Annotated in this window: 25 protein-coding genes; 4 read left to right on the top strand and 21 right to left on the bottom strand. The window is 49.5% G+C overall.

Going from position 1 to position 26,295, the window contains the following annotated elements; translation table 11 throughout:
- Positions 1 to 80: 80 nt before the first annotated feature.
- The 13 genes from QOX26_RS12445 to QOX26_RS12505 form a co-directional block, all read right to left on the bottom strand.
- Positions 81 to 2,483 (bottom strand): heavy metal translocating P-type ATPase, encoded by a 2,403-nt coding sequence (locus QOX26_RS12445; protein WP_283675301.1) that lies wholly within the window; start codon positions 2,481 to 2,483, stop codon positions 81 to 83.
- A 7-nt stretch (positions 2,484 to 2,490) separates the two neighbouring features.
- The gene (locus QOX26_RS12450) at positions 2,491 to 2,856 is read right to left on the bottom strand and encodes an ArsR/SmtB family transcription factor (RefSeq protein ID WP_442870235.1); all 366 of its coding nucleotides are present in this window, start codon (positions 2,854 to 2,856) and stop codon (positions 2,491 to 2,493) included.
- Between the two features lie 130 nt (positions 2,857 to 2,986).
- On the bottom strand, positions 2,987 to 3,895 hold the full coding sequence (locus tag QOX26_RS12455; RefSeq protein ID WP_283675303.1) for an SPFH domain-containing protein: 909 nt from the start codon (positions 3,893 to 3,895) through the stop codon (positions 2,987 to 2,989).
- Between the two features lie 25 nt (positions 3,896 to 3,920).
- Positions 3,921 to 4,361: an NfeD family protein gene (locus QOX26_RS12460; RefSeq protein WP_283675304.1), complete on the bottom strand. Its 441-nt coding sequence runs from the start codon at positions 4,359 to 4,361 to the stop codon at positions 3,921 to 3,923.
- Positions 4,362 to 4,517: 156 nt separating this feature from the next.
- The gene (gene groL, locus QOX26_RS12465) at positions 4,518 to 6,143 is read right to left on the bottom strand and encodes a chaperonin GroEL (protein WP_283675305.1); all 1,626 of its coding nucleotides are present in this window, start codon (positions 6,141 to 6,143) and stop codon (positions 4,518 to 4,520) included.
- A gap of 19 nt (positions 6,144 to 6,162) precedes the next feature.
- A complete protein-coding gene (locus QOX26_RS12470) occupies positions 6,163 to 6,447 on the bottom strand; it encodes a co-chaperone GroES (protein WP_283675306.1) in 285 nt (94 codons plus the stop codon).
- A gap of 174 nt (positions 6,448 to 6,621) precedes the next feature.
- The gene (locus tag QOX26_RS12475) at positions 6,622 to 7,764 is read right to left on the bottom strand and encodes a THUMP domain-containing class I SAM-dependent RNA methyltransferase (RefSeq protein ID WP_283675307.1); all 1,143 of its coding nucleotides are present in this window, start codon (positions 7,762 to 7,764) and stop codon (positions 6,622 to 6,624) included.
- Positions 7,765 to 7,866: 102 nt separating this feature from the next.
- Positions 7,867 to 9,429, bottom strand: a complete 1,563-nt coding sequence (locus QOX26_RS12480) for an oligosaccharide flippase family protein (protein ID WP_283675308.1) — start codon at positions 9,427 to 9,429, stop codon at positions 7,867 to 7,869.
- Positions 9,430 to 9,522: 93 nt separating this feature from the next.
- Positions 9,523 to 10,407 carry a hypothetical protein gene (locus QOX26_RS12485; protein ID WP_283675309.1) on the bottom strand — a complete coding sequence of 295 codons (885 nt, stop codon included), beginning with the start codon at positions 10,405 to 10,407 and terminating at the stop codon, positions 9,523 to 9,525.
- A gap of 68 nt (positions 10,408 to 10,475) precedes the next feature.
- Positions 10,476 to 11,678: a class I SAM-dependent methyltransferase gene (locus QOX26_RS12490; RefSeq protein ID WP_283675310.1), complete on the bottom strand. Its 1,203-nt coding sequence runs from the start codon at positions 11,676 to 11,678 to the stop codon at positions 10,476 to 10,478.
- Positions 11,679 to 11,821: 143 nt separating this feature from the next.
- Positions 11,822 to 12,385, bottom strand: coding sequence for an ABC transporter ATP-binding protein (locus tag QOX26_RS12495; RefSeq protein ID WP_283675311.1), 564 nt, complete (start codon positions 12,383 to 12,385; stop codon positions 11,822 to 11,824).
- On the bottom strand, positions 12,378 to 13,145 hold the full coding sequence (locus QOX26_RS12500) for an ABC transporter permease (protein ID WP_283675312.1): 768 nt from the start codon (positions 13,143 to 13,145) through the stop codon (positions 12,378 to 12,380). The genes QOX26_RS12495 and QOX26_RS12500 overlap by 8 nt, the downstream gene beginning before the upstream one ends.
- Positions 13,120 to 14,166 carry an ABC transporter substrate-binding protein gene (locus QOX26_RS12505; RefSeq protein WP_283675313.1) on the bottom strand — a complete coding sequence of 349 codons (1,047 nt, stop codon included), beginning with the start codon at positions 14,164 to 14,166 and terminating at the stop codon, positions 13,120 to 13,122. Before QOX26_RS12505 ends, QOX26_RS12500 begins: the two co-directional genes overlap by 26 nt.
- 276 nt (positions 14,167 to 14,442) lie before the next feature.
- Here QOX26_RS12505 and QOX26_RS12510 point away from each other — a divergent pair, with 276 nt between their 5' ends.
- Positions 14,443 to 14,613 carry a DUF1540 domain-containing protein gene (locus QOX26_RS12510; RefSeq protein ID WP_283675314.1) on the top strand — a complete coding sequence of 57 codons (171 nt, stop codon included), beginning with the start codon at positions 14,443 to 14,445 and terminating at the stop codon, positions 14,611 to 14,613.
- A 40-nt stretch (positions 14,614 to 14,653) separates the two neighbouring features.
- Here the strand turns inward: QOX26_RS12510 and QOX26_RS12515 are convergent, their stop codons facing one another.
- The 4 genes from QOX26_RS12515 to pepF form a co-directional block, all read right to left on the bottom strand.
- Complete coding sequence (locus tag QOX26_RS12515; RefSeq protein ID WP_283675315.1) at positions 14,654 to 15,547, bottom strand: diacylglycerol/lipid kinase family protein; 894 nt, start codon at positions 15,545 to 15,547, stop codon at positions 14,654 to 14,656.
- A 26-nt stretch (positions 15,548 to 15,573) separates the two neighbouring features.
- The gene (htpG, locus tag QOX26_RS12520; RefSeq protein WP_283675316.1) at positions 15,574 to 17,481 is read right to left on the bottom strand and encodes a molecular chaperone HtpG; all 1,908 of its coding nucleotides are present in this window, start codon (positions 17,479 to 17,481) and stop codon (positions 15,574 to 15,576) included.
- A 186-nt stretch (positions 17,482 to 17,667) separates the two neighbouring features.
- On the bottom strand, positions 17,668 to 18,831 hold the full coding sequence (locus tag QOX26_RS12525; protein ID WP_283675317.1) for an AI-2E family transporter: 1,164 nt from the start codon (positions 18,829 to 18,831) through the stop codon (positions 17,668 to 17,670).
- 96 nt (positions 18,832 to 18,927) lie between these two features.
- Positions 18,928 to 20,730: an oligoendopeptidase F gene (gene pepF, locus QOX26_RS12530; protein ID WP_283675318.1), complete on the bottom strand. Its 1,803-nt coding sequence runs from the start codon at positions 20,728 to 20,730 to the stop codon at positions 18,928 to 18,930.
- A 259-nt stretch (positions 20,731 to 20,989) separates the two neighbouring features.
- Here pepF and QOX26_RS12535 point away from each other — a divergent pair, with 259 nt between their 5' ends.
- Positions 20,990 to 21,268, top strand: a complete 279-nt coding sequence (locus QOX26_RS12535) for a zinc-ribbon domain containing protein (protein ID WP_283675319.1) — start codon at positions 20,990 to 20,992, stop codon at positions 21,266 to 21,268.
- A 328-nt stretch (positions 21,269 to 21,596) separates the two neighbouring features.
- Here the strand turns inward: QOX26_RS12535 and QOX26_RS12540 are convergent, their stop codons facing one another.
- From QOX26_RS12540 to QOX26_RS12550, 3 genes are all read right to left on the bottom strand, one after another.
- Complete coding sequence (locus QOX26_RS12540) at positions 21,597 to 21,815, bottom strand: hypothetical protein (RefSeq protein ID WP_283675320.1); 219 nt, start codon at positions 21,813 to 21,815, stop codon at positions 21,597 to 21,599.
- Positions 21,816 to 22,129: 314 nt separating this feature from the next.
- Positions 22,130 to 23,395 carry a cation:proton antiporter gene (locus tag QOX26_RS12545; RefSeq protein WP_283675321.1) on the bottom strand — a complete coding sequence of 422 codons (1,266 nt, stop codon included), beginning with the start codon at positions 23,393 to 23,395 and terminating at the stop codon, positions 22,130 to 22,132.
- A gap of 2 nt (positions 23,396 to 23,397) precedes the next feature.
- A complete protein-coding gene (locus QOX26_RS12550) occupies positions 23,398 to 24,018 on the bottom strand; it encodes a TetR/AcrR family transcriptional regulator (protein ID WP_283675322.1) in 621 nt (206 codons plus the stop codon).
- A 173-nt stretch (positions 24,019 to 24,191) separates the two neighbouring features.
- Between QOX26_RS12550 and QOX26_RS14405 the strand changes: the two genes are divergently transcribed.
- Positions 24,192 to 24,506: a DUF1540 domain-containing protein gene (locus tag QOX26_RS14405; protein ID WP_442870234.1), complete on the top strand. Its 315-nt coding sequence runs from the start codon at positions 24,192 to 24,194 to the stop codon at positions 24,504 to 24,506.
- 123 nt (positions 24,507 to 24,629) lie between these two features.
- A complete protein-coding gene (locus QOX26_RS12555; protein WP_283675323.1) occupies positions 24,630 to 24,845 on the top strand; it encodes a hypothetical protein in 216 nt (71 codons plus the stop codon).
- Positions 24,846 to 25,337: 492 nt separating this feature from the next.
- Here the strand turns inward: QOX26_RS12555 and QOX26_RS12560 are convergent.
- Positions 25,338 to 26,295 (bottom strand): hypothetical protein (locus tag QOX26_RS12560; protein ID WP_283675324.1); only part of this gene is annotated, 958 nt, incomplete at its 5' end.

A 26,295-nucleotide genomic window follows, 5' to 3' on the forward strand; every position in this document is an offset into this window, starting at 1 on the left:
CTCCAAAACAAAATACAGTAATAGTGTACCACAAAAACCGACAAAAGACCATACCGCAAATAACGGCATGGTCTTTCTTTTTACTTGGTTTTGAGCAAGCGGGCTGCGTTCAGTACGGTCAGCACCGTCATCAAAACATCAAACGAAACAGCCTGCCACATGGTCGTGATTCCAAATACAGTCAACAAAGTTAAAATTGCTTTCACACCGAGCACCAAAAGCATATTTTGCATTGCCACGCTGTGGGTCTGTCGGGAAATTCGAACCGCTTCGACAAAACGACCCAGATGGTGGCTCATAATCAGCACATCCGCAACATCAGCAGATTTGCGCGAGCCTGCGACCCCCATCGCGACGCCGACATCGGCCAGCTTTAGTTCCGCCAAATCATTAATACCGTCGCCCACATAGGCAGCCGTGCCATCTGTCGGAATAGTGCGAAGCAGAAATTCCATTTTGGAGGCTTTTTCCTCAGGAAGCAGCCCGCTATGCACCGTATCAATTCCAATCGCATCCGCGACTTGCTGCGCCGGCAGTTCGGTATCGCCGGTCAGAATTACAGTTCGCAATACGCCTAGCGTCTTCAAATCAGATATCATTAATTCGGCTTCCGGCCGCACGGTATCTTCCAGCTCAATTGCGCCAGCGTAATCCCCTTCATACGCCACATACAGCACCGTACCACGAATTTCGGGAACACCCTTGACCCCGCGGGCAATCATCAGCTTGCGATTGCCTACAAACAGATTCCGGTTGCCTACGCGTGCACGCACCCCTCGGCCGGGAAATTCTTCAAATTCGCTGATTTTCGGCGGTACGCTCGGATACGCAGCGACAACGGCACGCGCCACCGGATGCTGTGAAAACTGCTCTGCTGTAGCGGCAAGTGCAATCAGGCTTTTTGCGTTAAAGTCCTGCGTTGTATGCACTTCTTTGACGCGCAGGTTGCCCTCGGTTAATGTGCCCGTTTTATCAAAAACGACCATTCGCAGTTCGGCCAGCTTTTCAATCGCCGCGCTGCCCTTCACCTGAATTCCCTTTTGAGACATGCGGCCGCTTCCACCCATAAAGCTGAGCGGGACGGACAGCATGATTGCTGTCGGGCAGCATACAACAAGCACGGTCAGCGCGCGGTAAATCCAGGTAGCCGGTGCACCGAAATTAAACAGCGGCGGTAATGCTGCGAGCAAAATCGCCAGCACGATGATAACGGGCATGTAACGAACAACGCCCTGCACAGCGCTTTGCTCTACTGTTGCACGGCGGTCAATCGATTCCTCACGAATGCGGCTCATCTGGCTGATGCCACAGTCGGCAAAAGAAGAGGTTGCGCGAATCAGCATCAGCGTACCCTCATAAAGGCTGCCTGCAAAGACAGTTGCACCCTTTGTCACCTCGACCGGCTCGCTATCTCCGGTCAGCACGGTATCATCTACCGTTCCTTCACCGCGCAGCACAACACCATCAATCGGCACTCGTTCGCCCGAACGCACCATGATAAAATCGCCAATCTGCACATCACTGGGCTGCACGCGGCGTTCCTCTCCCTGCATGTTGACAACGGCTGCATAATCCGGGACAAAATCCGTCAGTTTCGAAAGGGATTTCCGCGCATTGCCCAGTACCAGGTCGCTGATGAGTTTACCCAACTCATGCAGCATCAGCACAAAGCTCGCCTCCGGGTATCTTTTAAGCAGAAAAGCACCTAATGATGCAATCAGAATCAGAAGGTTTTCGTTAAAATACTTGCCGCGGGTGAAGCCGCGTGCCACGGCAATAACCGTGGGAAACACGACGGCAATGTAAGCCAGAATAAACAGCGCGAACGACGCTGTCTTTTGCTGCCGGAGCAGCAGGCCGATGACAAGGAACAGCGCCGTTACACCAAGGCGAAGCAACGTCACGCGCATATCGAGCATAGATGTTTGATATTCCGGCTCTCCTTCGGTTACGCCCTTGCGTGCGTTTTCACGGCGCAGCCGCGTCTGTTCTCGGCGACGCATGCGCGCGTGGTATTGAACTCGCTCCAGAATAGGCATATCATCAACCGGTTCTTCCGCCATATCATGCGGGTCGATTGAATGCGCTATCTCGGTAAGTGGAGGCAATGCATCTTCTTCGCTTTCGAGAGCATGCGCTTCGGCCACTTTCTCTTGAGCGACCTCTGCCGAATGCGTCACGCCTTCCTCGGGCGAGGTGTCTGCTTCCGCAGGAGCAGCATCCGCTTCCAAAACGTCTCCGGCGACCTCCAACGGTTTGCTTGCGGCTGTATCGTCTGCCAGAGGCTCCGATGGCGCAGGCTCTGCCTGAGCATGCTCAGCTTCGGACGGCATGACCACTTCAGTCTTAAACGGTTGGCTTTCCAGATCGGAAAGAAGCTCGTCCACCAACTGCGTTGGAAATTCTACCTTTGGCACGGGCGCGCCGGAAAGGGTTTCTTCTGCAGTGTTCTTCCCTTCATTTGATTTATTATCAGTACTCATCTCTATACTACCTCTCTTGCACGTGCTCCATCCCTTGTGCAAGGATAGTCTTGATATGGCTGTCGCACAGTGCATAATACACGGTTTTTCCGCTCTTTCGGCTTTTGACCAGACGCACTTGTTTCAAAAAGCGAAGCTGATGTGAAATGGCCGACTGTGTCATGCCAAGGAGCGTTGCAATATCGCATACGCACAGTTCCTGCTCCGCAAGCGCAGTCAAGATGCGCAGTCTCGTCTTGTCCGAAAAGGCCTTGAAGAAATCCGATGCCGCTGAAGTGATTTCATCACTGGGCATGACGATGCGAGCCTGCTGCACAGCCTGCACGTGGACACAGTATTCTTCGCAGCACTCGGCCCCGCTATTTTGTTTAATTCGAGCCAATCGGGACCCTCCAAACGCATGAGTATTTATTCATTTATGCTATCATTAAAACTAGGTTTTGTCAACAATTGCGATAAAAACGACCCGCCGGAAGCATGTTCCGGCGGGGTTCTTGATTCGCTTACTCGGACTTAGGCTCTGTGATGACTTCCTTAAAAGAAGTTGCCAAACCGGCCAGATTCTGAATCTCACTCGGGATAATAATCTTGGTTGCCTTACCGTCCGCTGCGGCAGCGAACGCCTCCAACGACTTAAGCTTAATAATCTGTTCTGTCGGCGCCGCCTTATTGAGCATTTCGATTGAATCTGCCAGTGCCTTTTGCACAGTCAGCAGCGCTTCAGCTTCGCCTTCTGCTTCTTTAATCTTCGCAAGACGCGTTGCTTCTGCACGCAAAACAGTAGATTCCTTTTCGCCCTCCGCAACCAGAATCGCAGACTGCTTCTTGCCCTCTGCCACGAGGATGGACTCGCGGCGCTCGCGCTCAGCCTTCATCTGCTTTTCCATCGATTCCTGAATTGCAGCAGGCGGAATAATGTTTTTCAGTTCTACGCGGTTTACTTTGATGCCCCATGCATCGGTCGCCTCGTCCAGAATGGCGCGCATCTTCGTGTTGATGATGTCGCGGCTGGTCAGAGTCTGATCCAGTTCCAGATCACCAATGATATTACGAAGCGTGGTAGCCGTCAAATTTTCAATCGCGGCCATCGGGCTTTCAATACCGTAGGTGAACAGCTTGGGATCGGTGATTTGAAAATAGACAACAGTATCAATCTGCATGGTAACGTTATCCTTCGTGATAACAGGCTGCGGCGGGAAATCCACGACCTGTTCTTTGAGCGTTACCTTGCGGACAATACGCTCAAACAGCGGGATTTTAAAGTGCAGACCCGTGCTCCAAGTGCCCTGATATGTGCCCAAGCGCTCGATAATGAATGCACGAGCCTGCGGCACAATAACGATGTTGCTTGCCAAAAATGCAATTAAAATAATTGCAAGGATGATCCAAATCAGCGGTACGATAAACGGCATGATATTCTCCTTTACACTCTATCCATTAAACCTTTTCAACCAACGCCTTGACGCCGCGAATTGCGGTCACGCGCACGGTTGAACCCTTTGGAATTGTACTGTCGTCTGCGCTGCGCGCAGTCCACAGCTGTCCAAAAATTTTGATTTCGCCGGTCTCTTCTACGTTGTTGATGTCCTGCACCACAATCGCAGGTTCGCCAATAATGCGGTCTGCATTGGTCGGTTCGTTCTTGGTCTTGAGAAATTTGCGGCAGAACGGACGCACCATAATCAGCAATGCGGCGGAAAACAGCACAAAAATAATCAGCTGCTTCGATAGTGACATGCCAAAGCTGGCTGCAATCAACGACATTACAGCACCAATCGCAAACCAAATTGCGGAAAGGTTTAGTGTAAACGCCTCTACAGCAACGCCGATGATGATGACGGCAACCCAAACATAAAGGCTGTCAATTCCAAAAAACACGCAATCGCCTCCTTTGCTATAGCCTAAGTTTACCATAGTATTTCCAAAAAGTACAGAGAAAAACACTGCATCGGTAAATCTACGGCAGCGAGCCGCACAATTAAAAAAACCGACGCGCCAAACAGCGCGCCGGTCATTATATGCCTTGAGTTTAACTTAGTACATGCCGCCCATGTCGGGAGCCGCCGGCATCGGAGCCGCGGGCTCCTTCTTGTCAGCCACCAGAGATTCCGTAGTCAGAACCATAGCAGCGACAGAAGCAGCGTTCTGCAGCGCAGAACGGTTCACCTTAGTCGGGTCTACAATACCGTTGGAAATCATATCGCCGTAGGTCTCGGTCGCAGCATCAAAGCCGTAGCCAATCTTGCCGGAATTCTTGACCTTGTCAACGACAACAGCACCTTCGATGCCTGCATTTGCAGCAATCTGCTTCATCGGTGCTTCCAGACCGCGAGCAACGATGCTCATGCCTGTCTTCTCATCGCCCGTTGCGCTTTCAATCAGCTTTTCAACCGCGAGGATTGCATTGACATAGGCAACACCGCCGCCGGCTACAATGCCTTCTTCTACAGCAGCGCGAGTTGCGTTAAGAGCATCCTCAATGCGGAGCTTCTGCTCCTTCATTTCAGTCTCAGTCGCAGCGCCAACCTTGATTACTGCAACACCGCCGGCAAGCTTTGCCAGACGCTCCTGCAGCTTTTCACGGTCAAAATCAGAAGTGGTACGCTCAATCGCGGCACGAATTTCACCAACGCGAGCCTGAATTGCAGACTTCTCGCCGGCACCGTCAACGATTGTGGTATTTTCCTTGGTAATTTTAATCTGGCGCGCAGTACCCAGCATCTCAATGGTAGCATCCTTCAGTTCAATGCCAACCTCTTCAGAAATTACAGTACCACCGGTCAGAATCGCGATATCGCGGAGCATTTCCTTACGGCGGTCGCCAAAGCCGGGAGCCTTAACCGCAACGCAGGTGAAGGTGCCGCGCAGACGGTTGACGATGAGGGTAGACAGCGCCTCGCCCTCGATGTCCTCTGCAACGATCAGCAGCTTACGGCCAGACTTGACAATCTGTTCGAGAATCGGCAGCAAATCCTGAATGCTGGAGATTTTCTTATCGGTAATCAAAATGAAGGCGTCATCGAGGACGGCTTCCATCTTATCGGTATCGGTTACCATATAGGGCGTAACATAGCCGCGGTCGAACTGCATGCCCTCAACGACTTCGGAATAGGTCTCAGCAGTCTTGGACTCCTCAACGGTGATAACGCCGTCGGTAGAAACCTTCTCCATTGCCTCTGCAATCAGCTTGCCGATTTCGTCGTCACCCGAAGAAATCGCGCCAACGCGAGCGATATCGTTTGTGCCGTCAACTGCCTTGGAATTATCAACAATCGAAGCAACTGCTGCGGTAACAGCCTTGGAAATACCGCGGCGCATGACCATCGGATTTGCACCGGCCGCTACGTTCTTCAAACCCTCGCGAACAAAGGCCTGCGCCAGTACAGTCGCGGTGGTGGTGCCGTCGCCGGCGATATCGTTGGTCTTGGTGGCGACTTCCTTAACAAGCTGCGCACCCATGTTCTCGTAAGCGTCTTCCAGCTCAATCTCCTTGGCAATGGTGACGCCGTCATTGGTAATCAGCGGAGCGCCAAACTTCTTGTCAAGCACAACGTTGCGGCCCTTGGGGCCGATGGTTACCTTTACCGTATCGGCGAGCTGATCGATGCCGCGCTGCAGTGCCTTGCGTGCATCCTCACCGTAAATAAGCTGCTTAGCCATGATACATTACCTCCTAAAATTACTCAACAACCGCGAGAATATCGCTCTGACGAACGATGATGTATTCTACGCCGTCCAGTTTGATTTCAGTGCCCGAGTACTTGCTGGTGATGACCTTCTGGCCTTTTTCCACCTGCATAACGACTTCCTTGCCGTCTACCATACCGCCGGGGCCAACTTCAATAATCTCAGCTACCTGCGGCTTTTCCTGCGCCGCAGCGGTCAGAATGATGCCGCTCGCCGTGGTTTCCTCGGCTTCGCACATTTTGACGACAACACGATCAGACAAAGGCTTGAGTTTCATAATGCGATTCCTCCTATGATGAATAAATATAGACGATATTCATTCGTTAGCACTCATTTAGCAAGAGTGCTAACATGAGTATTATATTACATCACTTGTCCTGAATGCGCAAGAGGTTTTTCAGAAATTCTCCCAAATAATTTATGAATTTTCTGTTAAGGCCTGCTCTGGTGCTCATGGCTTCTTAGCAATCGAAGGAGCAGAGTGCTTGAAATACATATACAGGTCACATTTGATCATACCATTGTACAGTTTTCGACGCTTGTCCGCCTTGCGTCCATAGCAGCGTTCGAATTCAGCGTCGGAGCTCAGAACATATTGCTTCATCGGCGACTTTCCGATGGCACGCCCCCAGTTCGTGTACAGCGCCTGCGCACTTTGGATATCCAGCAAACGCTCGCCATACGGCGGGTTTGCAAACAAAACGCCCTGACGATTGTAATCCAGCTTTGCAGCATCCGCCTGCGAAAAGAACACTGTGCCTGCAACGCCTGCTTTGCGTGCGTTCTCAATCGAAAGCTCTACGCAGGAGCGATCAACATCGCTGCCCGTAATGTCAAACTTAGCGTTACGATCCACCAGATCCAAGGCAGCCTCCCGCGCTTGACGCCAAACACCACCATCGATGCAGGACCATTTCTCTGCGTCAAACGAACGCATCAGACCGGGCGCACGCCGCTGTGCGATCATCGCGGCTTCGATTGTAATCGTACCCGAGCCGCAAAACGGATCGAGCAGCGGCTCCCTGCCGCGCCAGCGGGCCAGTTTTACCATCGCCGCGGCAAGCGTTTCACGCAGCGGTGCGGCATTGGCATTTGCACGATATCCGCGCTTGTGCAGCCCTGAGCCTGAACTGTCCAGAAAAAGTTCGGCAACGTCGTTCATCAGAGAAAACTGAATTTGATATTTCGCACCGGTTTCTTCAAACCACGAAACGCCGTAAGCGTCACTCAGACGGGACACCGCCGCTTTTTTGATGATACGCTGACAATCCGGAACCGAATGAAGCGCCGAACCCAGTGAATACCCCTTGACCGGAAAAGCACCGTCTCGCGGGACAAACTGCTCCCACGGCAGTGCGCGAACGCCTTCAAACAGCTGATCGAAGGTTTTCGCTGGAAACGCACCCAACCGAATCAGCACGCGCTCTGCACAACGCAGGTGCAAATTAGCCCAAGCCAGTGTGTCGGCGTCTCCCGTAAACAGTACCCTGCCATTTTCCGCACGCACGTCAGTCAGTTTACCGCCAAAACGCAGCTCATCCGCTACGATTCCCTCTAATCCGAATAACGTCGGACAGCACATTGTTAATTCCATAATCGCCCTCATTTCCAAGAAAAAAGGCTCTTGCCGCGCCCGCGGACAAGAGCCGTATCAATTATTATTAGCATACCCGCTTTTCGCAGTTTTGTCAAGCGATCACCACATACACACCGTAGGAAGCGCACCTTTTTCGACTCGCTTCTGTAAATATGCAATCAGCCGCACACCAAGCAGCCGAAGCACAAACACGTAAAGCACGATTGCACCGGACACCGTCAGCAGCAGGGCCGCCCAATCGGTCGCACAGACAGATTGAAAAACGGTATAAAATACTCGTGTCCATGCAAACAGCGTTACGCCGCAAAAAGCCGGCACACCAAACCGTCGCACCGGTCGCAATGCAAATCCCGTTTTGTAATGCAGAAAATGCAGATTTACCGCAAATGCTAATAAGGCGGACAGCAGCATCGCATACAGATACCCATAGATACCGAGTGTCGGGCGTGCCGCCCAGTGATACATGAGCACAAGCTGCAGCAGTTCGCTGCCCACCGCGGTTATGACATTGATGTGCTGCAGACCGAGCGCATTGAGCAGGCTGCCCGTAGACATCTGATAATACGTTACAACCGCGACCGCACCCAGCGCGATGACATATTTCATGGAAAGCGGCTGATGAAAGAAAAACGCAGAAAGCTGCGGGGACAGCGGCACAAGAACAGCGGTTGCAGGTAATGCAATCAGGCCAACTGTCGAAATAGAACGTCCCACCAGAGCCTGCACGCGGGCATCGTTACCAACTGCCTGCGCGGCTGTGATGGCAGGGAGCAGCGCGGTGCACACCGAACTGACCAGTGCAATAGGCAGCAGAATCAGCGGCATCGCCATGCCCGAGATTACGCCCAGTGCGGAAAGTGCCTGCTCATACGTCAGTCCGGCGTCCATCAGGCGCTGCGGCAGCAAAACGGCCCCAGCCGAGCTGATGAGATTTCCGGCAAGTGCAGAACCGGAAAGCGGAAGTGCGATAAAAAAGAACTGGCGCAGTAAAACACGATCAATTTGCATGCGTGATTTTGGAAAATGGATGTATTTACGGAACATTCTTGTCAGAAACAGTGAACTGAAAATCTCGCTGAATACCATGCCGGCAAAAATCAGCATGGCTATGATGCCATAATCATCCCCGTTATACCAATACAGCAGACAAAAAACCGCAATGATGCGAATCAGCTGTTCGCCGACCTCGGAGTATGCGGTGAATTGCATTCGTTCCAACCCGATAAACAGCGATTTGAAGACGTTTTCGATGCCTGTCAGTGCAAGGCAAAGCAAAACAAACGGAAAGGCCTTTGCGCAGCGTGAATCGCCTAACAGTTCTGTGGCAATATACTCGCGGGACAGCAGTACAATAGCAGTGCAGCCTACGCACAAGCTGAAAAAAACCGTAAACGCAAGGCGCAGAATGACGGGGAGCTGATCCTTCCGCCCACGTGCTTCATAAGCCGCGCTCAAGCGAGAACACGCCATGGTAACACCCGACAGACACCCCGCATTGAGCACCAGATATGCGGAATTTACCAGACGGTAAACCCCCAGACCCTCCGCTCCCGCAAAATGACTGAGCAGAATGCGATACACAAAACCAAGTGCCTGCAGTGCCAGATTGCCTGCAGCCAACACGCTGGCTGCATATAAAATTGTCTTTTTTCGAATTCGCACAGCAGTACCCCTTTTCAGTCAAGGGTATGCTTGGCAAAAAAATTTTATGACAAAAAAGGAGCGCCGCAGTGCAGCGCTCTTTTCTGGGATCAATTATTTGCAGCAGCCGCAACCACCCGAATTGCCGGGCAGAGTCGGCGGGCAACCACAATTCTCACCCTTTACCGCTTGAGGCGGGAAGAACTCGTCAACCGGGAACTCAAAGTGCGAGAACACTTCGCAGGGATCCTGAGACTCGCCAGTGCCACTGTTCGAGCAGTCGCGACGCGGCATGCAGATGTCGAACGCCGGCATCAGCAACTGGATGTCGCGCTCCAGGCGGATGATCGAGAACTGACCCAGGGTAACGAACAGCTTGTAGTTGTCGTCATCCAGCACCAGATCGTCATCGCCGAAGCAGCGGCCCAGTGCAGTCGGAACTTCACGCAGGCAGCAGCAGCAGCAGTTACAGTTGGTTTCAGGCGGCACGATGCGAGCATCGAGCAAAATCGGGTCAACAACTTCGACAACAGCGATAGGCATGTTGCTGCGCTGGCACATCTGGATATCCATGCCATCGTCAACGAAGCGGGACGAGAAGATGCGTGCACCGCCATCGCTGCCAAACAGGATTACACGCTTGTCAAACACAGCCAGACCGTCAATGATGCGCGGACGACCTACCGGGCAGCTGATCTCGATTTCCACCTTGTAGAAGAAACGGATGTCAACAGTGTAGAACCCTCTGTTAAATTGTACGCGCTCAACGTCAATCTTGACGCAAAGCAACTCGGCGGAACGAGGCTTAACAGCGACAACGCTGCCACTGTTCAGCAGTTCCTGGCCTTCGCGGCACAAATAAACGCGCAGGTCGCGCAGGCACTCCTTGCTCTTGCAAGAATCGTAAACCTTATTTGTGTGAACGCAAACAGCCTCTCGGTAGCCGCCTGCGGATTGATTACTTCCACAAACAGGGCCGGGGCAAAGCTTTTCAGCCATGTGTACTTACCTCCATATAGTATTGAAGACACTCTTCAATATCAAGCTATGCCGGAGGTAAAAATGCGTTACTCGATCAAGTCCTCATCCGTTATAAAAAAGTTATTTTCAATCGCCGCACATCGGCGATCCAGCTCGGATGTTGTCCCTAAGGTTTTTCGCACCGCGTCATATTCGGCGCGGGCACGCCGACCGCCCTTTTCCGTACGCACTGCGCGGATTAAAAGATTCTTCGGGGTATCCAGCGGCGAAATATACTCTATGACCGACACTTTATATCCCTCGGCCTCCAGACGCAGCGCGCGCATACTGTCGGTCAAGACGTCGTTGAACCTCGCCTTGAATACGCCATATTTGAGCAGCGGCTCCAAGCCCGGTATCGTGTACTGATTGAGCAGTTCCTTGTGGCAGCAAGGCACACAGGCAACATACTTCGCTCGTGCCTTAATCGCCGTACCCAAGGCCAAATCGGTTGCAATATCACAGGCGTGCAGCGAAATAACTGCCGTCACTCCCTTGGGCGGCTCATATTCCCGCAGATCTGCCTGTTGAAATTTCATATTATGATATCCCAAACGTGACGCCATCGCCCTGCTCTCTTCGATGACGTGTTCATTAATATCAACTCCGATGATACGGCAGCGACGATGCAGCACATCGCGCAGATAGTAATTCATGACAAAGCTCAGATACGACTTTCCGCAGGCACAGTCGAGCAGCAGGATCTCCTCGCTGTCATCCTGTTCGAACATGGGCGCAACCAGCTCTACATAATGATCGATTTGATTGTATTTGCGAATCATGTCGTTGCGCAGCTTGCCTTCTGCGGTTAAAATACCGATTTCCCGTAAAAGCGGCGCTGCCTGATCGACGCGAATCAGATATTGTCTGCCGCTGTCAAGCAAGGGATTGGCCGCCGCAGACTGTTCCTCCGCACTTCCTTGTCGCTCTGCCTGCTTCATCTGCACACCGCGGGGAGTCACGCTCAGCGTTACCTCTGTGCCCCGTTCCGTATACACCATTGTTGACTGCTCATATCGTTCGGCCTGCTCGGTAAAAAACGCGCAAACCTCGTTTGCATTCAACACTTTGGAGATGCCTTGAAATGTCAGCGTGTATCCATCCTCCGCACGTGTCAGCTTGCCCGTAAACTGCTTGCTGCCGGAGTGGAAAACGAAATCTGCTCCCACAAAATAATCACGGTTTTTTGTCAGCCGCGCAGAAATACCAACGAGCAGCAGCTGTAGCTTGGCGAGATCGCCTTTTTGCATAAAATCACAACCTTTATCATCACTATGCGTATTATACCACAACGGCCGAAAATTTTTAAGTACGAATCATGCGCCAAACACCGCTGATGGTATTACATTTTAAAATACCGGTCTAATAAACGCTTTTGAACCGTTATACCGTGTCACGCATCAAGGCGCAAGTTCTTCCAATCATGAAGCAGGGTTTCTGTGCCGTGCGAAACCAAAACAACTGTCCGTTCTTGGCGGTAATCGTAAATAGCCTTTACGGTATTCTTGATGTTCTCAATATCCAGTCCTGTAAAGGGTTCGTCGAGCACAAGAACGTCCGACGGCGCCAAAAGTGCACGAACCAACGCCACCCGGCGTCGCATCCCACCCGATAATGTACGCACCGGCTGTTCCAGCGCCGTTTCCGGAAGCAGTCGGCAAAGTAAGGTGTGGATTTCCTTTCGGTCGTCACAGACCAGCGCAGCATTTTCACCGGCATTCATTGTCTCAATCAACCGATCCTCTTGAAAAACGGGTGCGAACCGCACTGCGGCAATGCCGATAATACGCCCGCAATCCGGTTTTTCCAGTCCCATCAGCAGACGCAGCAGTGTCGTTTTGCCGATGCCGGATGCGCCGGTCACGTGCCAACACTCCCCTGCTTCTATGCGCCAATTTAGCTCCGTTAGAATTTGTTTGCCGCCGAACGCCTTGCTGACCTGTTGAAATTCAATCACATGACACCTCCATGCCGGTTTGTAGCGCATTGAGCATTCGCACCAACAGCTTTTCGAGCAGAATACTGATACCAATGATAATAATCGACCATGCGAACAAATCGCCCACCTCTAAGTACAGCTTGGATAAATAAAGCTGCTCGCCAATGGAGCTTGTTGGCAGGCCGATAATCTCTCCTGCAATGCCGCCTTTAAGCGCCATCCCTACCGTCACTTTACAGCAGGAGATGACATAAGGCGCAAGGGCCGGAAGGTAGATTGCCCGCAGGCGTTTTCGCGCCGAGAATTGAAAGACCGCCGCCATTTCCAATAGCTTTTCATCCGTTTGGGACAGACCCTGCAAAACATTGATGTACGTAACAGGAAATACCACAAAAAATGCGGTTAAGACAGAAATATGTGCTGAACGCAGCCAAATCAGCGCCACTACGACAAAACATGCAACCGGAACGCTTTTCATGACCTGAACCACAGGCTCTAACAGCATACGTACAAAGGAGAATCGATGACACAGCGCCGCCAGTGCGCAGCCGAGCACAAATGCTGCGAGAAATCCAACAGTGATTTTAAGCAGCGTGTGGCCGATTGCAAGCCATGCCGCGGAGGTTTGCAGTATAGAAAGCAGGCTCTGCACCGTTGGTGCAGGGCCTGCAAATAATACTTTTGGAAAAAACAGGGACGCGATTTGCCATGCTACTAGCCAGAAACCGGCGACTAACAGCGCAGAAACCGCTTTACGGGATAAAATAGAACGCCTCATCGGGCAAAGTGCCTCCTACAAGCTTGGCATCGAATTCGGATAGTGTCTGTAAATACGCAGACAGAGTTGCCTTCATCTCGTTGCCGGTGATGCAAACCAAATTACAGCGCGGAATGGCCTTCTGTGCAATCGGTGCTTTTACAATCCCCAGCTGCTCAATCCAAGCAGACGATTCTTCTGCGTGATTGTTTACATAATCCACCGAGTCAGCCGCGTCAAGCAAAAACTGCCGCACCGCTGCCGGATGCTGCTCGGCAAATTCCTTGCGCACCAGTGTAACGCCGGTAAGCAGCTGGCTGTCATCCTCTGCAAACTGATTCCATGCATCCGTCAAGCTAAATTTAATTTCCAATTTGTCGTTCTGCGTCACAGCAACAGTAGCAAAGGGCTGAGGGAGAATCGCAATCGCTGTCGAATTGGCCGACAGCGCCGCAACGACACCGGTTGCCTCCGGGTTGCTGAAGTCCAACGTCAAACCATCTGCACCGATCCCGCTCTTTTCGGCTAAGAAGCGCGCTGCAGCTTCCGGCGTGGCACCCTTACCCGATCCGGGCAGGAATACGGTCTTGCCTACTAAATCTGCATAGGAGGTCAATGTCTCTTCTTTGGACGCGACCACATCGAGCACCCCGAGCGTATTGATATAAGCCGCCTGTACACCGCCGTCGGTCTTTTGGTACAGCGTAGAGGCAAGGTTTGCCGGAACCAGAGCCACATCGACCTCGCCCTTTACGATAAGGGGTACGATTTCATCCGCCGAGGTATAGGGTTCATTAAATACATAATGCTCCGCCGCTGCTTCGTTACCTTTCATCAGCTGAGCAAGTCCCATGGTGGTCGGCCCGCTCAACGAGGCAATTCGAACGGCAACGCCGTCCTCATATCCGGTCGTTTGCACTTGCTCTGTCAGATTCTTTTCCGATACCCCGGCATTTTGCTGTTGTCCTGACGTAGTGCCGCAGCCAGCCAGCAGGCTGATGGACAGCATCGCAGCAGTGAATACGGATAAAATACGTTTCATTTTTCGTTTTCTCCTTACTATTTTTCTTTCATAAAAAACGTCCCGCATCGAAAAAACGATACAGGACGCGGCTGATTCAGGTTTTCGCCTCTTTTATCGCAGATCCTGTCTTTGATAGCAGTAATCAATATGATTTGACGCTCACCTGTCAGTTATACTTTCAGGAAAGAATATCTATCGAAAGAAGTATACCGTTCTTTAACAAAATTGTCAACGTATAAAGCGAGCTCAATCGTGAAACAATAGTTACGAAATCAAATAAAGGAGGTCTTTCTCATGGATCGTTCTCATTCTAACAAGGCCATTCGCTGCACTGTTCAGCAATGCACAAACCACTGTGACTGCGCCGACTATTGCGCTCTTGATTGCATCACCGTGGGTACGCACGAGGCCAATCCGACCGTTGACCAGTGCACCGACTGTATGTCTTTCCAGAAGAAGTGCTAATGAAAAAGGCTGCTGTTATCAAACAGCAGCCTTTTTCATATCATACCGGCTCACCTGTGGCAAAAGTGATGGCACGGCTATTGTTTTCGATTTTGGCACAGGTCGTTGCGCCGCCAAATTCCCCATCCAGTGTCCAAGGCACTTCGTTTTCAGATAAAAACTCAATGTGTGAAGTGCGAAAATAAGTGAATCTTGTTGAATCCACATTATGCGTCAGCAAGTCATTGACTAGCCACTGCAGTTCCATCGGAGATTCAAAGGGATAGACCAGCAGCACCTCATACAGCCCATCGTCCAACGCAACATTATCCGGGGTCAGCGCTTTAAAGCCTCCAACGGAAACGGAATTGGAGACCATGCCGTAAATAAAATCATCTTCCAGAACTTCCCCATCACTTGTAATTTCAATATGATGCGTTTTGATATTCGTAAGCGATTTTACGCCTTCCATAATATATGCAGCGCGTCCAAAAATATTTTTTGTTACTTGAGGCGTTGCGTAAGATGCCTCGGTAAATATGCCGAAAGCCGCAATATAGCTAAAAAAGCGATCGTTAAATCGTCCCACATCGAGCGCCTGCAAATGATCTCCCGCGGCGATCAGCGCAGCGTCGACAGGCGTTCTGGGAATGGACAGACTGGCCGCGAAGTCGTTTGTCGTCCCCGCGGGTACATAACCAAGAATGGGGCGAATCTCATTTTGCATCAGACCTGTCACTGTTTCATTGAGCGTACCGTCTCCGCCTGCGCAGACAATCCGGTCAAACTCCCCTGCTCGTTCGCATGCAATGCGCGTCGCATCCTGTGCGCCCTGTGTAATATATACTGTTACGTCATAGCCTGCGTTTTGAAAAATCTCAATACACTCAATCGCTTTAGAGGCAATCTCTCCCCGACCGGCATGAGGATTGACGATCCAGAGCAGCTTTGGCATCGGCGCACTTCCTTTCTGTCGCCTGTTTAAGAAATCAGTTCGCAGACTGCGTTGGCATATGCAACCGGATCATCAATCGGCATGCCTTCAATCAGCATTGCCTGCGTGTACAGAATATCTGCATAGGTTGCCACCTGATCCGAGTTTTCGGCCTGCAGCGCGCACAGCTTGCGGAAAACCGGATGCTCGGCATTCAGCTCGAGTACGCGTTCCGCGCGCACACGCTGGCTCTCGTCCATTGCCTGCTGATTGAGGACCTTTTCCATCTCCAACGTGACAGGGCCCTCGGCTCGCAGGCAGCACGGATGGCTCTTGAGCCGCCCGGTCAGCTCTACTTTGCTTACCTTACCGGTAAGTGCTTCGCCGAGCTTGCCAAGCAGACCTGCATTTTCTTCGGAAAGCTTCTTGATTTCTTCCTTTTCATCTTCGCTTTCCAGGCCGAGATCGGCATCGGTAATGGACTTGAATTCTTTTTCATTGTACTTCGCCAGCATCTTGACGCAGAATTCATCAATATTATCGTCCAAGCAGAGCACTTCGTAACCCTTATCACAAAGTGTTTCCATCGCCGGAAGCAGCTTGATTTTCTCAACTGTCTCGCCGCAGGCGTAATAGATATACTTCTGTTCTTCCTTCATGCGGGAAACATATTCCGACAGGGTGACGAGTTTATCTTCACTCGTCGAATGGTACATCAGCAAATCCTGCAGCAATTCCTTATGCGCGCCGTACTCCGCGTAAGCACCATACTTGAGTTGACGGCCAAATGCCCTCCAGAACTGTTCGTAATTGTCTCGCTCGTCCTTCTGCATTTTGAGCAGTTCAGACTTGATTTTCTTTTCAATGCTCTGCGCAATCGCTTTCAGGTGACGATCGTGCTGCAGCATCTCGCGCGAAATATTCAGCGACAGATCCGCCGTGTCCACCATACCACGGACAAAGCTGAAATGATCCGGCAGCAAATCAGCACACTTATCCATAATCAACACACCGTTTGAATAGAGCTGCAAGCCCTTCTCATAGTCCTTTGTGTAGTAATCCATCGAAGCGTGCGACGGGATAAACAGCATTGCCGTATAAGTTACCGCGCCCTCAGTGCTTGTATGAATGTGCCGCAGCGGCGCCTGATAATCATAGAACTTAGTGCGGTAAAACGCATTGTAATCCTCATCCGAAAGCTCGCTTTTAGACTTCTTCCAAATCGGAACCATGGAATTGAGTGTGGAGTTCTCGGTATACTCCTCCCACTCAGGCTGATAGTCCTCGCCAGCATCAGCCGGTTTATCCTTCATGCGGCTTTTGATCATATCCATTTTGATTGGATAGCGAATGTAATCCGAGTACTTCTTGACCAGAGACTGGATGTGATACGACTCCAGAAACTCATCATAGTTCTCATTTTCTGTATTTTCCTTGATAGTCAGCGTAATACGCGTGCCATTGTCAGATTTTTCGCAGGGGGTAATGACATATCCCGCCGCACCGTCCGACTCCCAACGGTTGGCTTCTTCACTTCCGATTGCGCGGGACACCACCTCAACATGGCTGGCGACCATAAACGCTGCGTAAAATCCAACACCAAACTGACCGATAATATCAATATCGTCCTGCTTTCCGTTCTCCTGCTTAAATGCCAGCGACCCAGAGCGTGCAATGGTACCCAGATTGCTTTCCATTTCGTCTGCCGTCATGCCACAACCGTGATCCTCAATAACAAACTTACGATTCTCTTTGTCCAGCGTCAGCTCAATCGGCAGGCTGTCGCGTGTGATGCCGGTTTTTCCCTCTTGCATTGCGTTATAGTAAAGCTTGTCGGTAGCGTCTGACGCATTGGAAATCAGTTCACGCAGAAAAATTTCCTTATGCGTATAAATCGAATTAATCATCAAATCCAGCAGGCGCTTGGATTCCGCCTTAAACTGCTTCTTTGCCATCGCTTTTACACCTCTATGTTATTTTAGATTAGCACTCCATCTCATCGAGTGCCAATATTGATATGATAATCCGAAATTGCTGAAAAATCAAGACCGGAACGCAAAATTCACCTTTTGTTCAAATTCTACGCAAGAAACGACCGCCCCTCGCTTGCAGAGGGGCGGTCGTTTCGATACCCAATTCGGTTACTTAATTTTATCTTCGTCAACGCGGCGCTGCTCGATGCGCTTGCGTACCGCTTCACGCATCAGTGTGTAGACGACCGAAAAAATAGGAATGGCAAAAATCATGCCTACAATACCGGCCATGCTCGCGCCCAACGTTACAGCGGCAAGCACCCAAATCGACGGCAGGCCGACGGAGCCACCTACCACGCGCGGGTAAATGAAGTTGCCCTCAATCTGCTGCAGCACCAAAAAGAGCACAAGAAACCAAAGTGCCTGCATAGGATTGATGATAAAAATCAGCAGCGCACCTACAATGCAGCCGATAAACGCACCGAATATAGGAATCAACGCGGTAACCGCAATGAGTACCGCCACCATCAGCGCGTACGGCATGTTCAAAATCGACATGCTGATGAAAAACATCATGCCAAGAATAAACGCCTCGAGACACTGGCCGGACAGGAAACTATTAAACGAGGACGAAGTAAGGCGGCAGACCTCAAGCATCCAGTCGACAGGCTTTTCGGGAAAAAAGGAATAGCACAACCTACGGAACTGCCGGCTTAGCGTATCCTTCTGAGTCAGGATATAAATTGCGAAAATCAGTCCAATAAATGCATTGGCGACGCCGCTGATTGCACTACTTGCGAAGTTAAATGTGTTGCTCAGGAAATTCGTGTTCTGCAGGAAATTTACGATGCCCTCTCCAATGTCACGCCAGTTGATATTGAGCCAGCTTTCTTTCAGAGAAGCTACCTCATTTGCAAACATCGGAAGCGACTCACCGATTTGATCCAGCCACTCCGGCACACGAACGCGAGCAACCGCCAACTCTGAGCCGATTGCCGAAATGGAATTATACAGTTCAGGCACGACCATAAACAGAACCACAACGATCACGCCAAAAACAACAGTCAGCGTAAGAATCAAGCTCAAAACACGCTTCATTTTGCGTAGTTTCCGGCTGATCTTTTGTCCCGAAAACAGCTTCTTTTCAAAAAAGCGCATCGGCACATTTAAAATAAATGCCAGACAAGCACCAATTAGGAAGGGTGCCAACAGGCGCAGGAAATACCGCAGTACCGCTAATACCATGCTGATATTTTGCAAACACACATAGAATAAGACAGTAAATGCAATCAGCAGCATAATTTGTTTGATGTTTTCTTTATTAAAGTTCAACGTCGTAGCCTCTTTACAAATTAGTAATCTTATCTAATCATGTTTTTTGTGCCCAGTCAAGCGAACACTTTGTAATATTTTTGTAAAGGCGGTCGATTAAGCAAGCAGCGACTCCATCTCATCAAGCAACTGATTAAACAGCATAATGGCATCGGAAATCGGTGTAGGGGTTGACATATCGACCCCCGCCCCGCGCAGCAGGGTAATCGGGTCAGTCGAACAGCCACCGGATAGGAAGTGCAGATAATCCTTAACGCCGCTTTCGTCCTCCTGTAAAATGCGTGTCGATAGCGCTATCGCCGCCGCATAGCCCGTTGCATATTGGTAGACATAATAATTGTAGTAGAAATGCGGGATTCTGGCCCACTCCACCGCAATCTGCTCATCCACGATCATGTCCGGACCGTAATACTGTACATTTAATTTTCGGTAAAGCGCACACAGCGCATCTGCGGTTATGCCCTCTCCGCGCTGCGCCATTTCATTAACGGCAAGCTCAAATTCCGCAAACATGGTCTGACGATACAGCGTTCCGCGGAATTGCTCCAAAAAATGATTGATAAGGTAGGCGCGCGTCCGCTGATCCTTTGTCACAGAAAGCAGGTGCTGCATCAGCAACGCTTCATTGCAGGTAGAGGCTACCTCCGCTACAAAAATCACATAGTCCGAATAAACGGTCGGCTGTGTTTTGTTCGACAGATAAGAATGGATTGCATGTCCCATCTCATGCACCAGCGTGAAAACATCATCCAGCGTACCGTTAAAGTTCAGCAGGACAAAGGGATGCACCCGTGCGCCGGACGAATAAGCGCCCGAACGCTTCCCTTGGTTTTCGTACACATCAATCCAGCCCTTGTTAAAGCCTTCACGCAGAATCGCGCCATATTCCTTGCCGAGCGGTGCCAACGCTTTGAGCGCCAGTTCCTTTGCCTGCTCGAAAGTAAAGGTCATCTCTACATCTTTGACGACAGGGACAAATAAATCATACATGTGCAGTCCATCCAGCCCCAACAAGCGGCGACGCAGACCAACATATCGATGCATAGGCGCCATGTTTTGATGCACTGTCTCAATTAAATTATGATAAATTTCAACAGGCACTTCCGTTCCGTCAAGTGCTGCATCGAGTGTTGTTGCATAGTGCCTAGTCTGCGCAAAAAACAACAGCTGCTTCATTTGCGATGCGAGCACCGCAGCCGAAGTATTGCGAAACTGCTCATACTCCCGATAGAGCGACTCGAAAGCCGCCTTTCGCAGCACGCGGTCTGCCGATTGCATCAGCGGAATATACGTGCCATGTGTGACCGGATGCTGCTTTCCCTCTGCATCTGTCGCGTCGTCAAACCGCATATCCGCATCATTGAGCATAGAGAATATCTCATCAGGAGATTGTGCCATCTCGCCTGCTGCCGCGAGCAGTGCCTCCTCTTTGTCCGACAGAACATGCGCCCGACGGCGGCGGATACGGTTTAAGCTCAGCCGGTATCGCTCCAACTCCGGCACTTCCTGATAGAATTGTTCTAAAACACCCTCATCGATTGCCATCAGCTCCGGTGTTTCAAACGCGGTTGCGCTTTGCAATTCAACGACAAAACGTGTTACCTGCGCCGTCATCTCCTGATAGGCTGCCACGCGGGTATCCTCATCACTGCGTCGTTGCGCATAGTTTGCCAGTGCATCCACCGCCAAGCTGATTTCATCATCCAGCTCCAAAAATTCAAGCAAGGTTTTTCCGCTCTCTGACAGCCGTCCACGGTAGCAAGCTGCCTGCTGCGTATAGGATTTTGCACGAGCGAGCTCCGCGCGCCACGCATCATCCGTTGCAAAAATATCATTAATCGCCCACTTATCCTGCGAATCCACTTCGCTGCGAGCCCGAATGGTATGATTTTGTTGCATCTGTTTTCCCTTTCTGTTCTAATCTGTAATGTAATCATCATACTACCAAAGGCGCGTACATACAACCGTTAGCATTTATATGGTGCTTCGCTGTTAGATAAGATTGTATGCACAGAAATATTTTGCCCAATCCTTTAAATGATACATCAGAAAAATTTTAACTTTATAATATTTTCACGTTCTTATTGACTTTAGGCTAAAATAACGATATACTTTAAACAATCGCACGGGTTGCGAACTAATTTTAAAGAGGTATCTCATGTTCCAAGACAAAACAATCGTCTGCAAAGACTGCGGTCAGGAGTTCATTTTCACCGCAAAAGAGCAGGAATTCTACGCAGAGAAGGGTTTCGATAACGAGCCCCAGCGCTGCAAGCCCTGCCGTGACGCTCGCAAGGCAAACTCCAATCGCGGTGGCCGCAGCAGCGAACGCCAGATGTTTGATGCTGTGTGTTCCGAATGCGGCAAACCCTGCAAGGTTCCCTTCCAGCCCCGCAACGACCGTCCTATCTACTGCAGCGATTGCTTCCGCAGATAAATAAAGTCGAAATCAGTACGTCCCTTTCGGGGCGTACTTTTTTTCATTTTTATAGAAAACGCCACTAAAATGCCACAAAAATGCCACAAAAAAAGACGGAACCGCTACAGTTCCGTCCAAAGTTTCCGCATGCGGCTCGCCAATTTAGAATATCGTTACTCCCGTGATTGAAGGCAGAGAATATCCCATAATCGCAGAACGCCGGCTAACAGCACCATTCCGCTAGCGAGCAAGTTCACCTGTTTGGACATGCATTTTTGTGCAGTATCTGCCGGAGTCTTAGCTGCCTTTGCTGTGGCCTGATAAAAATATACCAGCGAGTTTAGAATTAGCAGACTCGCAAACAGTTTGAGTGCAAACACATTTGATGCAGCACTTGACTTGACTTGCCTTGGGCGGCGCACTGAATTTGATGCCCCTGCTCTGTTATCACACCATAGGAAATCAACACTCCGGTAACAATCAGCAGAATATGCCACTGCGCTTCTGAAATCTGCTGCATCTGCAAATTTGCCTGGTTTGCAGCCTCGGTCGAATCCAAAGACATAACCACTCCTCCCCTCTCACCAGTAGCATATTCTTGCCGCTCGCGATTATGCTGGCAAAACGCGCTGCGGCTTCATATACTATACTATCATCTTTCAGAAAGAGAGGTGATATATATGTTATGCTGTATTCGCTGTCCCAGCTTCTTATGCTGCCATCCATGCCGATTTGGCTGTTGTCTATGCAACGGAAGATATTGCTGCAGACGCTGCAGACGCTGCAGACATCGATAATGATCACGTAACACAAGGCCGAGGAGGAATCCTCGGCCTATTTTAATATATTGCGATATTCCTTAGTTTGCGGATGATATCTCTATTCAGGTGAAGATAGATGACAGTCGGCAGGATTGCTTCCCTCACTCTTTTGGAATTCACCCGCCCATTCAAACGCTTTCTTCGACAGAATGACTGCAATCACCTCATTGATGACAGCAGCTGCGGCAATCGTTCCCTGGATGATTTGCGCACATTCCGGCGCTGGGCCGCTCAGCACCGATACGGCAATCCCGGTAAAAACCAAAGAAACGCCAGAATGCGGCAGCAAAGTGAGGCCCAGATATTTTCTGACCGTATCCGGCGCATGTGTGACGCGTGCGCCCAAATATGCGCCGCCATACTTGCCGGCCGCTCGCGCCAAGATATAAACAGCAGTAAAGAGACCCGCGCCGAGAATCAAATGATAATCCAACGGCGCGCCGAGGTTCAGAATAACCACGACCATTGAAAAGCCTAGAATGGGCTGAAAATATGACATGATTTCTTCCAACCGTTCCGGTGATATCATGTTAGCAAAAGCAGTAGAAAAAGCCATACCAATCAGCATGAAATTCAGCACCGACTTTTGAAATAACAGTGCATTGACCATGAGTCCAATGCCGGCTGAAAGCAGCAGCGTTCCTATCAGGCAAAGCAGCGTTACCCGTTTGGATGTTTTTTTCTTGAGGAGAACGCCTGCCAGCAATCCAACAACAGCTCCGATAGCCAGCGGAAGCACTATCACAAGCGCAATCATGTAGACCGGCAGTTTTTTTGTTGGTACCGTTGCAGAAACGACGGAAATAACAGAAAAGAATACCGCAACTCCCACCATATCATCCAATGCTGCCATAGGAATGAGCGTACGTGTAACCGGTCCATCCGTTTGAAATTCATTGACGATTGACAATGCAGGTGCCGGAGCCGTGGCAAGGGCAATACCACCGAAAATCGCTGCAAGATAGAGCGGTATGTCAGAAAGCCAAAACACTACGCCAAATACGAGTGTGACCACTAGGAACGTTCCAAGCGACTGTGTGAGCGTCGTTATTATAATCTGGGCACCGGATCTTTTAATCTTCTTCCAAACCAGTTCCGTGCCGATCATCAAGCCGACAGCACACTCTAACACGTGTACGGACGTTTGATACCACGCTGTTTCTAAAACAGCATTATCAAGCAAACCCAGTGCATGTGGTCCGAGCAGCATTCCTGCAAGCAGCCATCCCAAAATAGCCGGCAATTTGATTTTGGAAACCAGTTTGCCTACCAGAAAGGCGATGCCAATCGCTGCTGCAAGTCGCAAAATCAACAAAATATTCATCGCTATCCTTCCTTCGCCAGTCCGTAGAGCATTAGATTAAGTAGATTGGACAACTGTACCTCGTGTGCCTGCATCAGATTCTCCAGCGCTGCACTGCTATCCATATGCTGTCGGAAGCATCCATGAAACACTTCCTGAAAGAGGACAAAATATTGTAGCGCTGTTTCTTCTGTGATCCCTTCTCTTAATACCACATGCGCCAGTGCTGTTTTATAATAAGCAAGGCTTTGTGCATCGAACGCCGCGCGAAGCTCCTGTATCTTCCCCGCAAGGTGTAGCGGCGGTTGTAATACGGTATGAAAAAAGAGATGTCCCTCCCGGGGATAGGTTTGGAAAAATAAAAATCGGCGTGCAAGATATTGGTTCATTCCACGCTGGAAATCAGTAAAATCATAGCTTTCTTCCGCCAGAAACGCCGTTAAGTGCTCAAAGCATGTTTTGACGCAGAGCAAATACAAATCATCTTTATTTCCAAAATAGTGATAAACGAGGCCCTTTGAGATATTATTTGCGCTGCAAATGATGTTGAGCGACGCTGCATCATAACTTTTGCATCCGAATTCATCCATGGCGGCACAGAGAATTTTCTCTCTGCTGCATTCCGCCTTTATCTCACGCTTCATAATATAAACACCCCTTGCAAAATTGACTATGCGGTCAATTTTTATGGTATCACAAACAGACCTATCAGTCAATTATAAAATCAAGTTTTTCTTATTTGATATGTTCGATTTGACATAACGGATGCAAACTATATATCAGATATGGGTTTGGAATCATGTAAGGAGTGTTTATTATGACCAAATTGTCTTGTTATGTTGTCTCGTGCAGTACCAACAAGGACGGGTGTTGCTGTCGTCCCAAAATTATCGTCAATGGTGACCACGCACAAACCTGCACAGATACCTGCTGCAGTTCTTACTCGTATGAATCGGAGGCTGTAGTAAATGCAATTAGTTTTCCGGAGCCGAACATCTCTGTAGAAATCGATTGCGATGCCTGTGATTGCCTTCACAACAAAAGCCATCGATGTACCGCACGCAGCATCGAGATCAACTGTCATAATTGCGGCGGGACAGAATGTGCCGCGTTTAAGAAGGCAAGGAATTGACGACTTTGCTATCAAACAAATACTGCGAAATCATTGCAGTTTCTTTGCTGTACACACAACCTGATTCGCGTTTATTTTTACTCCGTTGTAGCTATACTGTCCTTAACAAAAGGAGTGATTAATATGCCACGCGGAGTAAGAAGAGTTGCCGATTACACGCACGAACAGGAAGAACTCAATGCAAAAATTAAAAAACACGAAGATGCGATTGCCACATTAAACGATCGAAAGCAGCACGTCGTTGATCTTCAAAAGCAGGAGGAATTGGGAAAGCTCGCTACCTTTCTCGATCATTCCGGCATGACAGTGGATCAAGCCATCGCTCAGCTTCAAGGATAATATAAATAGCAATCAGCCCAAAAAAACGCCGCAAACCCGTATCAACAACGGTGTTTGCGGCGTTTTTAGTTTCTTAGCTTATTCCCACTCTGTTCCAGCCTCGTTTTCACAGCTATTTTCAATGCTTTTTGGTGCTATGATTCGTAAAATTCCCACTCAATTTCGGAGATTTTTTGATTTGCAGAGGATCCGTGTACTTTTCGTGTACTGCGGTTTCAGACGTACTTTGAGTATCACTAATGCCATTTTTGAACCTTATTTTCGGATTTTATCACAGCGTGCCCATTATCGCAACTATTCCCAACGGGAGCAATGAACAGCTTTCCTAAGATCAAAAACAAATAATAAAATTATGCTACCACATAAAAGGCATGGGTTTTCAGCATGAGGCTCCATGCCTTTACCTATGGGAACTTCACGTATTATGGATAATGTGAAATAAATGTGTTAACTACATCTTTCACATTTCTCCTACAGCTCATTCAATTCGCATCACCGAGTTGTACTATCTTTACTGAGCAAAATCGGTTGAGTTTCCCACATATCATCGCGATAGAAAGCAATATGGCAATTATCTTTTTCAGCATAAAATTCGCCAAACTTCTCTCCCGACTTTCCACCTTCTCTACGATATTCGCGAACTACCCATAATAACGTATTTCCACGTTCTTTCAAAATGCTAAAAAGTTCTTCCTTGTCAACCAGAAGATAGTCTTGATATGTTCTCCACTTCTCGCCCGCAATACAATATTCTGCTTTTATATGTTTCTTGTCATTATAGAACAAATACCCATCTGAATTGCTAATGCCCAACATTTCTCTTATCGGGGAAGACGGCAAATCATAATATACGTCCCCATATTCTTGGTAATTATAGCAGCACCTGTCAACAGCGGGCTGGATGTTTACCCCCGGGAACTCTTCAACAAATCTGCTGTTATATCGCTGTTTCCATGGGAACCAACAAACCTCTTTGGGAGTAATATAACAGGATGTATGTATGCCTCCCATCCAGTCTGTAGGATTCGCAACACTCTTTGCCAATTGGGTATCATTACTCAACTCATTAAGGAACATGTCCCATTGTTCCTCTGAAATGATAATAGAGCTAATAAACAAGCAGGTTTCTACTCCTGAAGGGCTGTAAAAACACGAAAACCCTCCAAGCGCCATTAAGTCGTTGCTCTTAATCTTATATTTATAATCGCTATTGCTAATAAACAACCATTTTTCCCAATCGATGTCTGGAGACTCAAGGACCAAGTTAATCACATTTTCCTTTGTACTGCAATCACCGGATAATATGACCACATCCTTTTCAGGGATAAAGTACACACTTTTCAGCCAATAGAACTGCACAGTTTTTCGACACATAAAGTGCACAGTTTTTCGCCAAGACTGCACAACCTCCGAGGAGTTGGTAAAATGAAGCCAGCCGAAACGGAGGTGG

The sequence above is a fragment of the Butyricicoccus sp. Marseille-Q5471 genome (assembly GCF_951230135.1).
Lineage (GTDB): Bacteria > Bacillota > Clostridia > Oscillospirales > Butyricicoccaceae > Agathobaculum.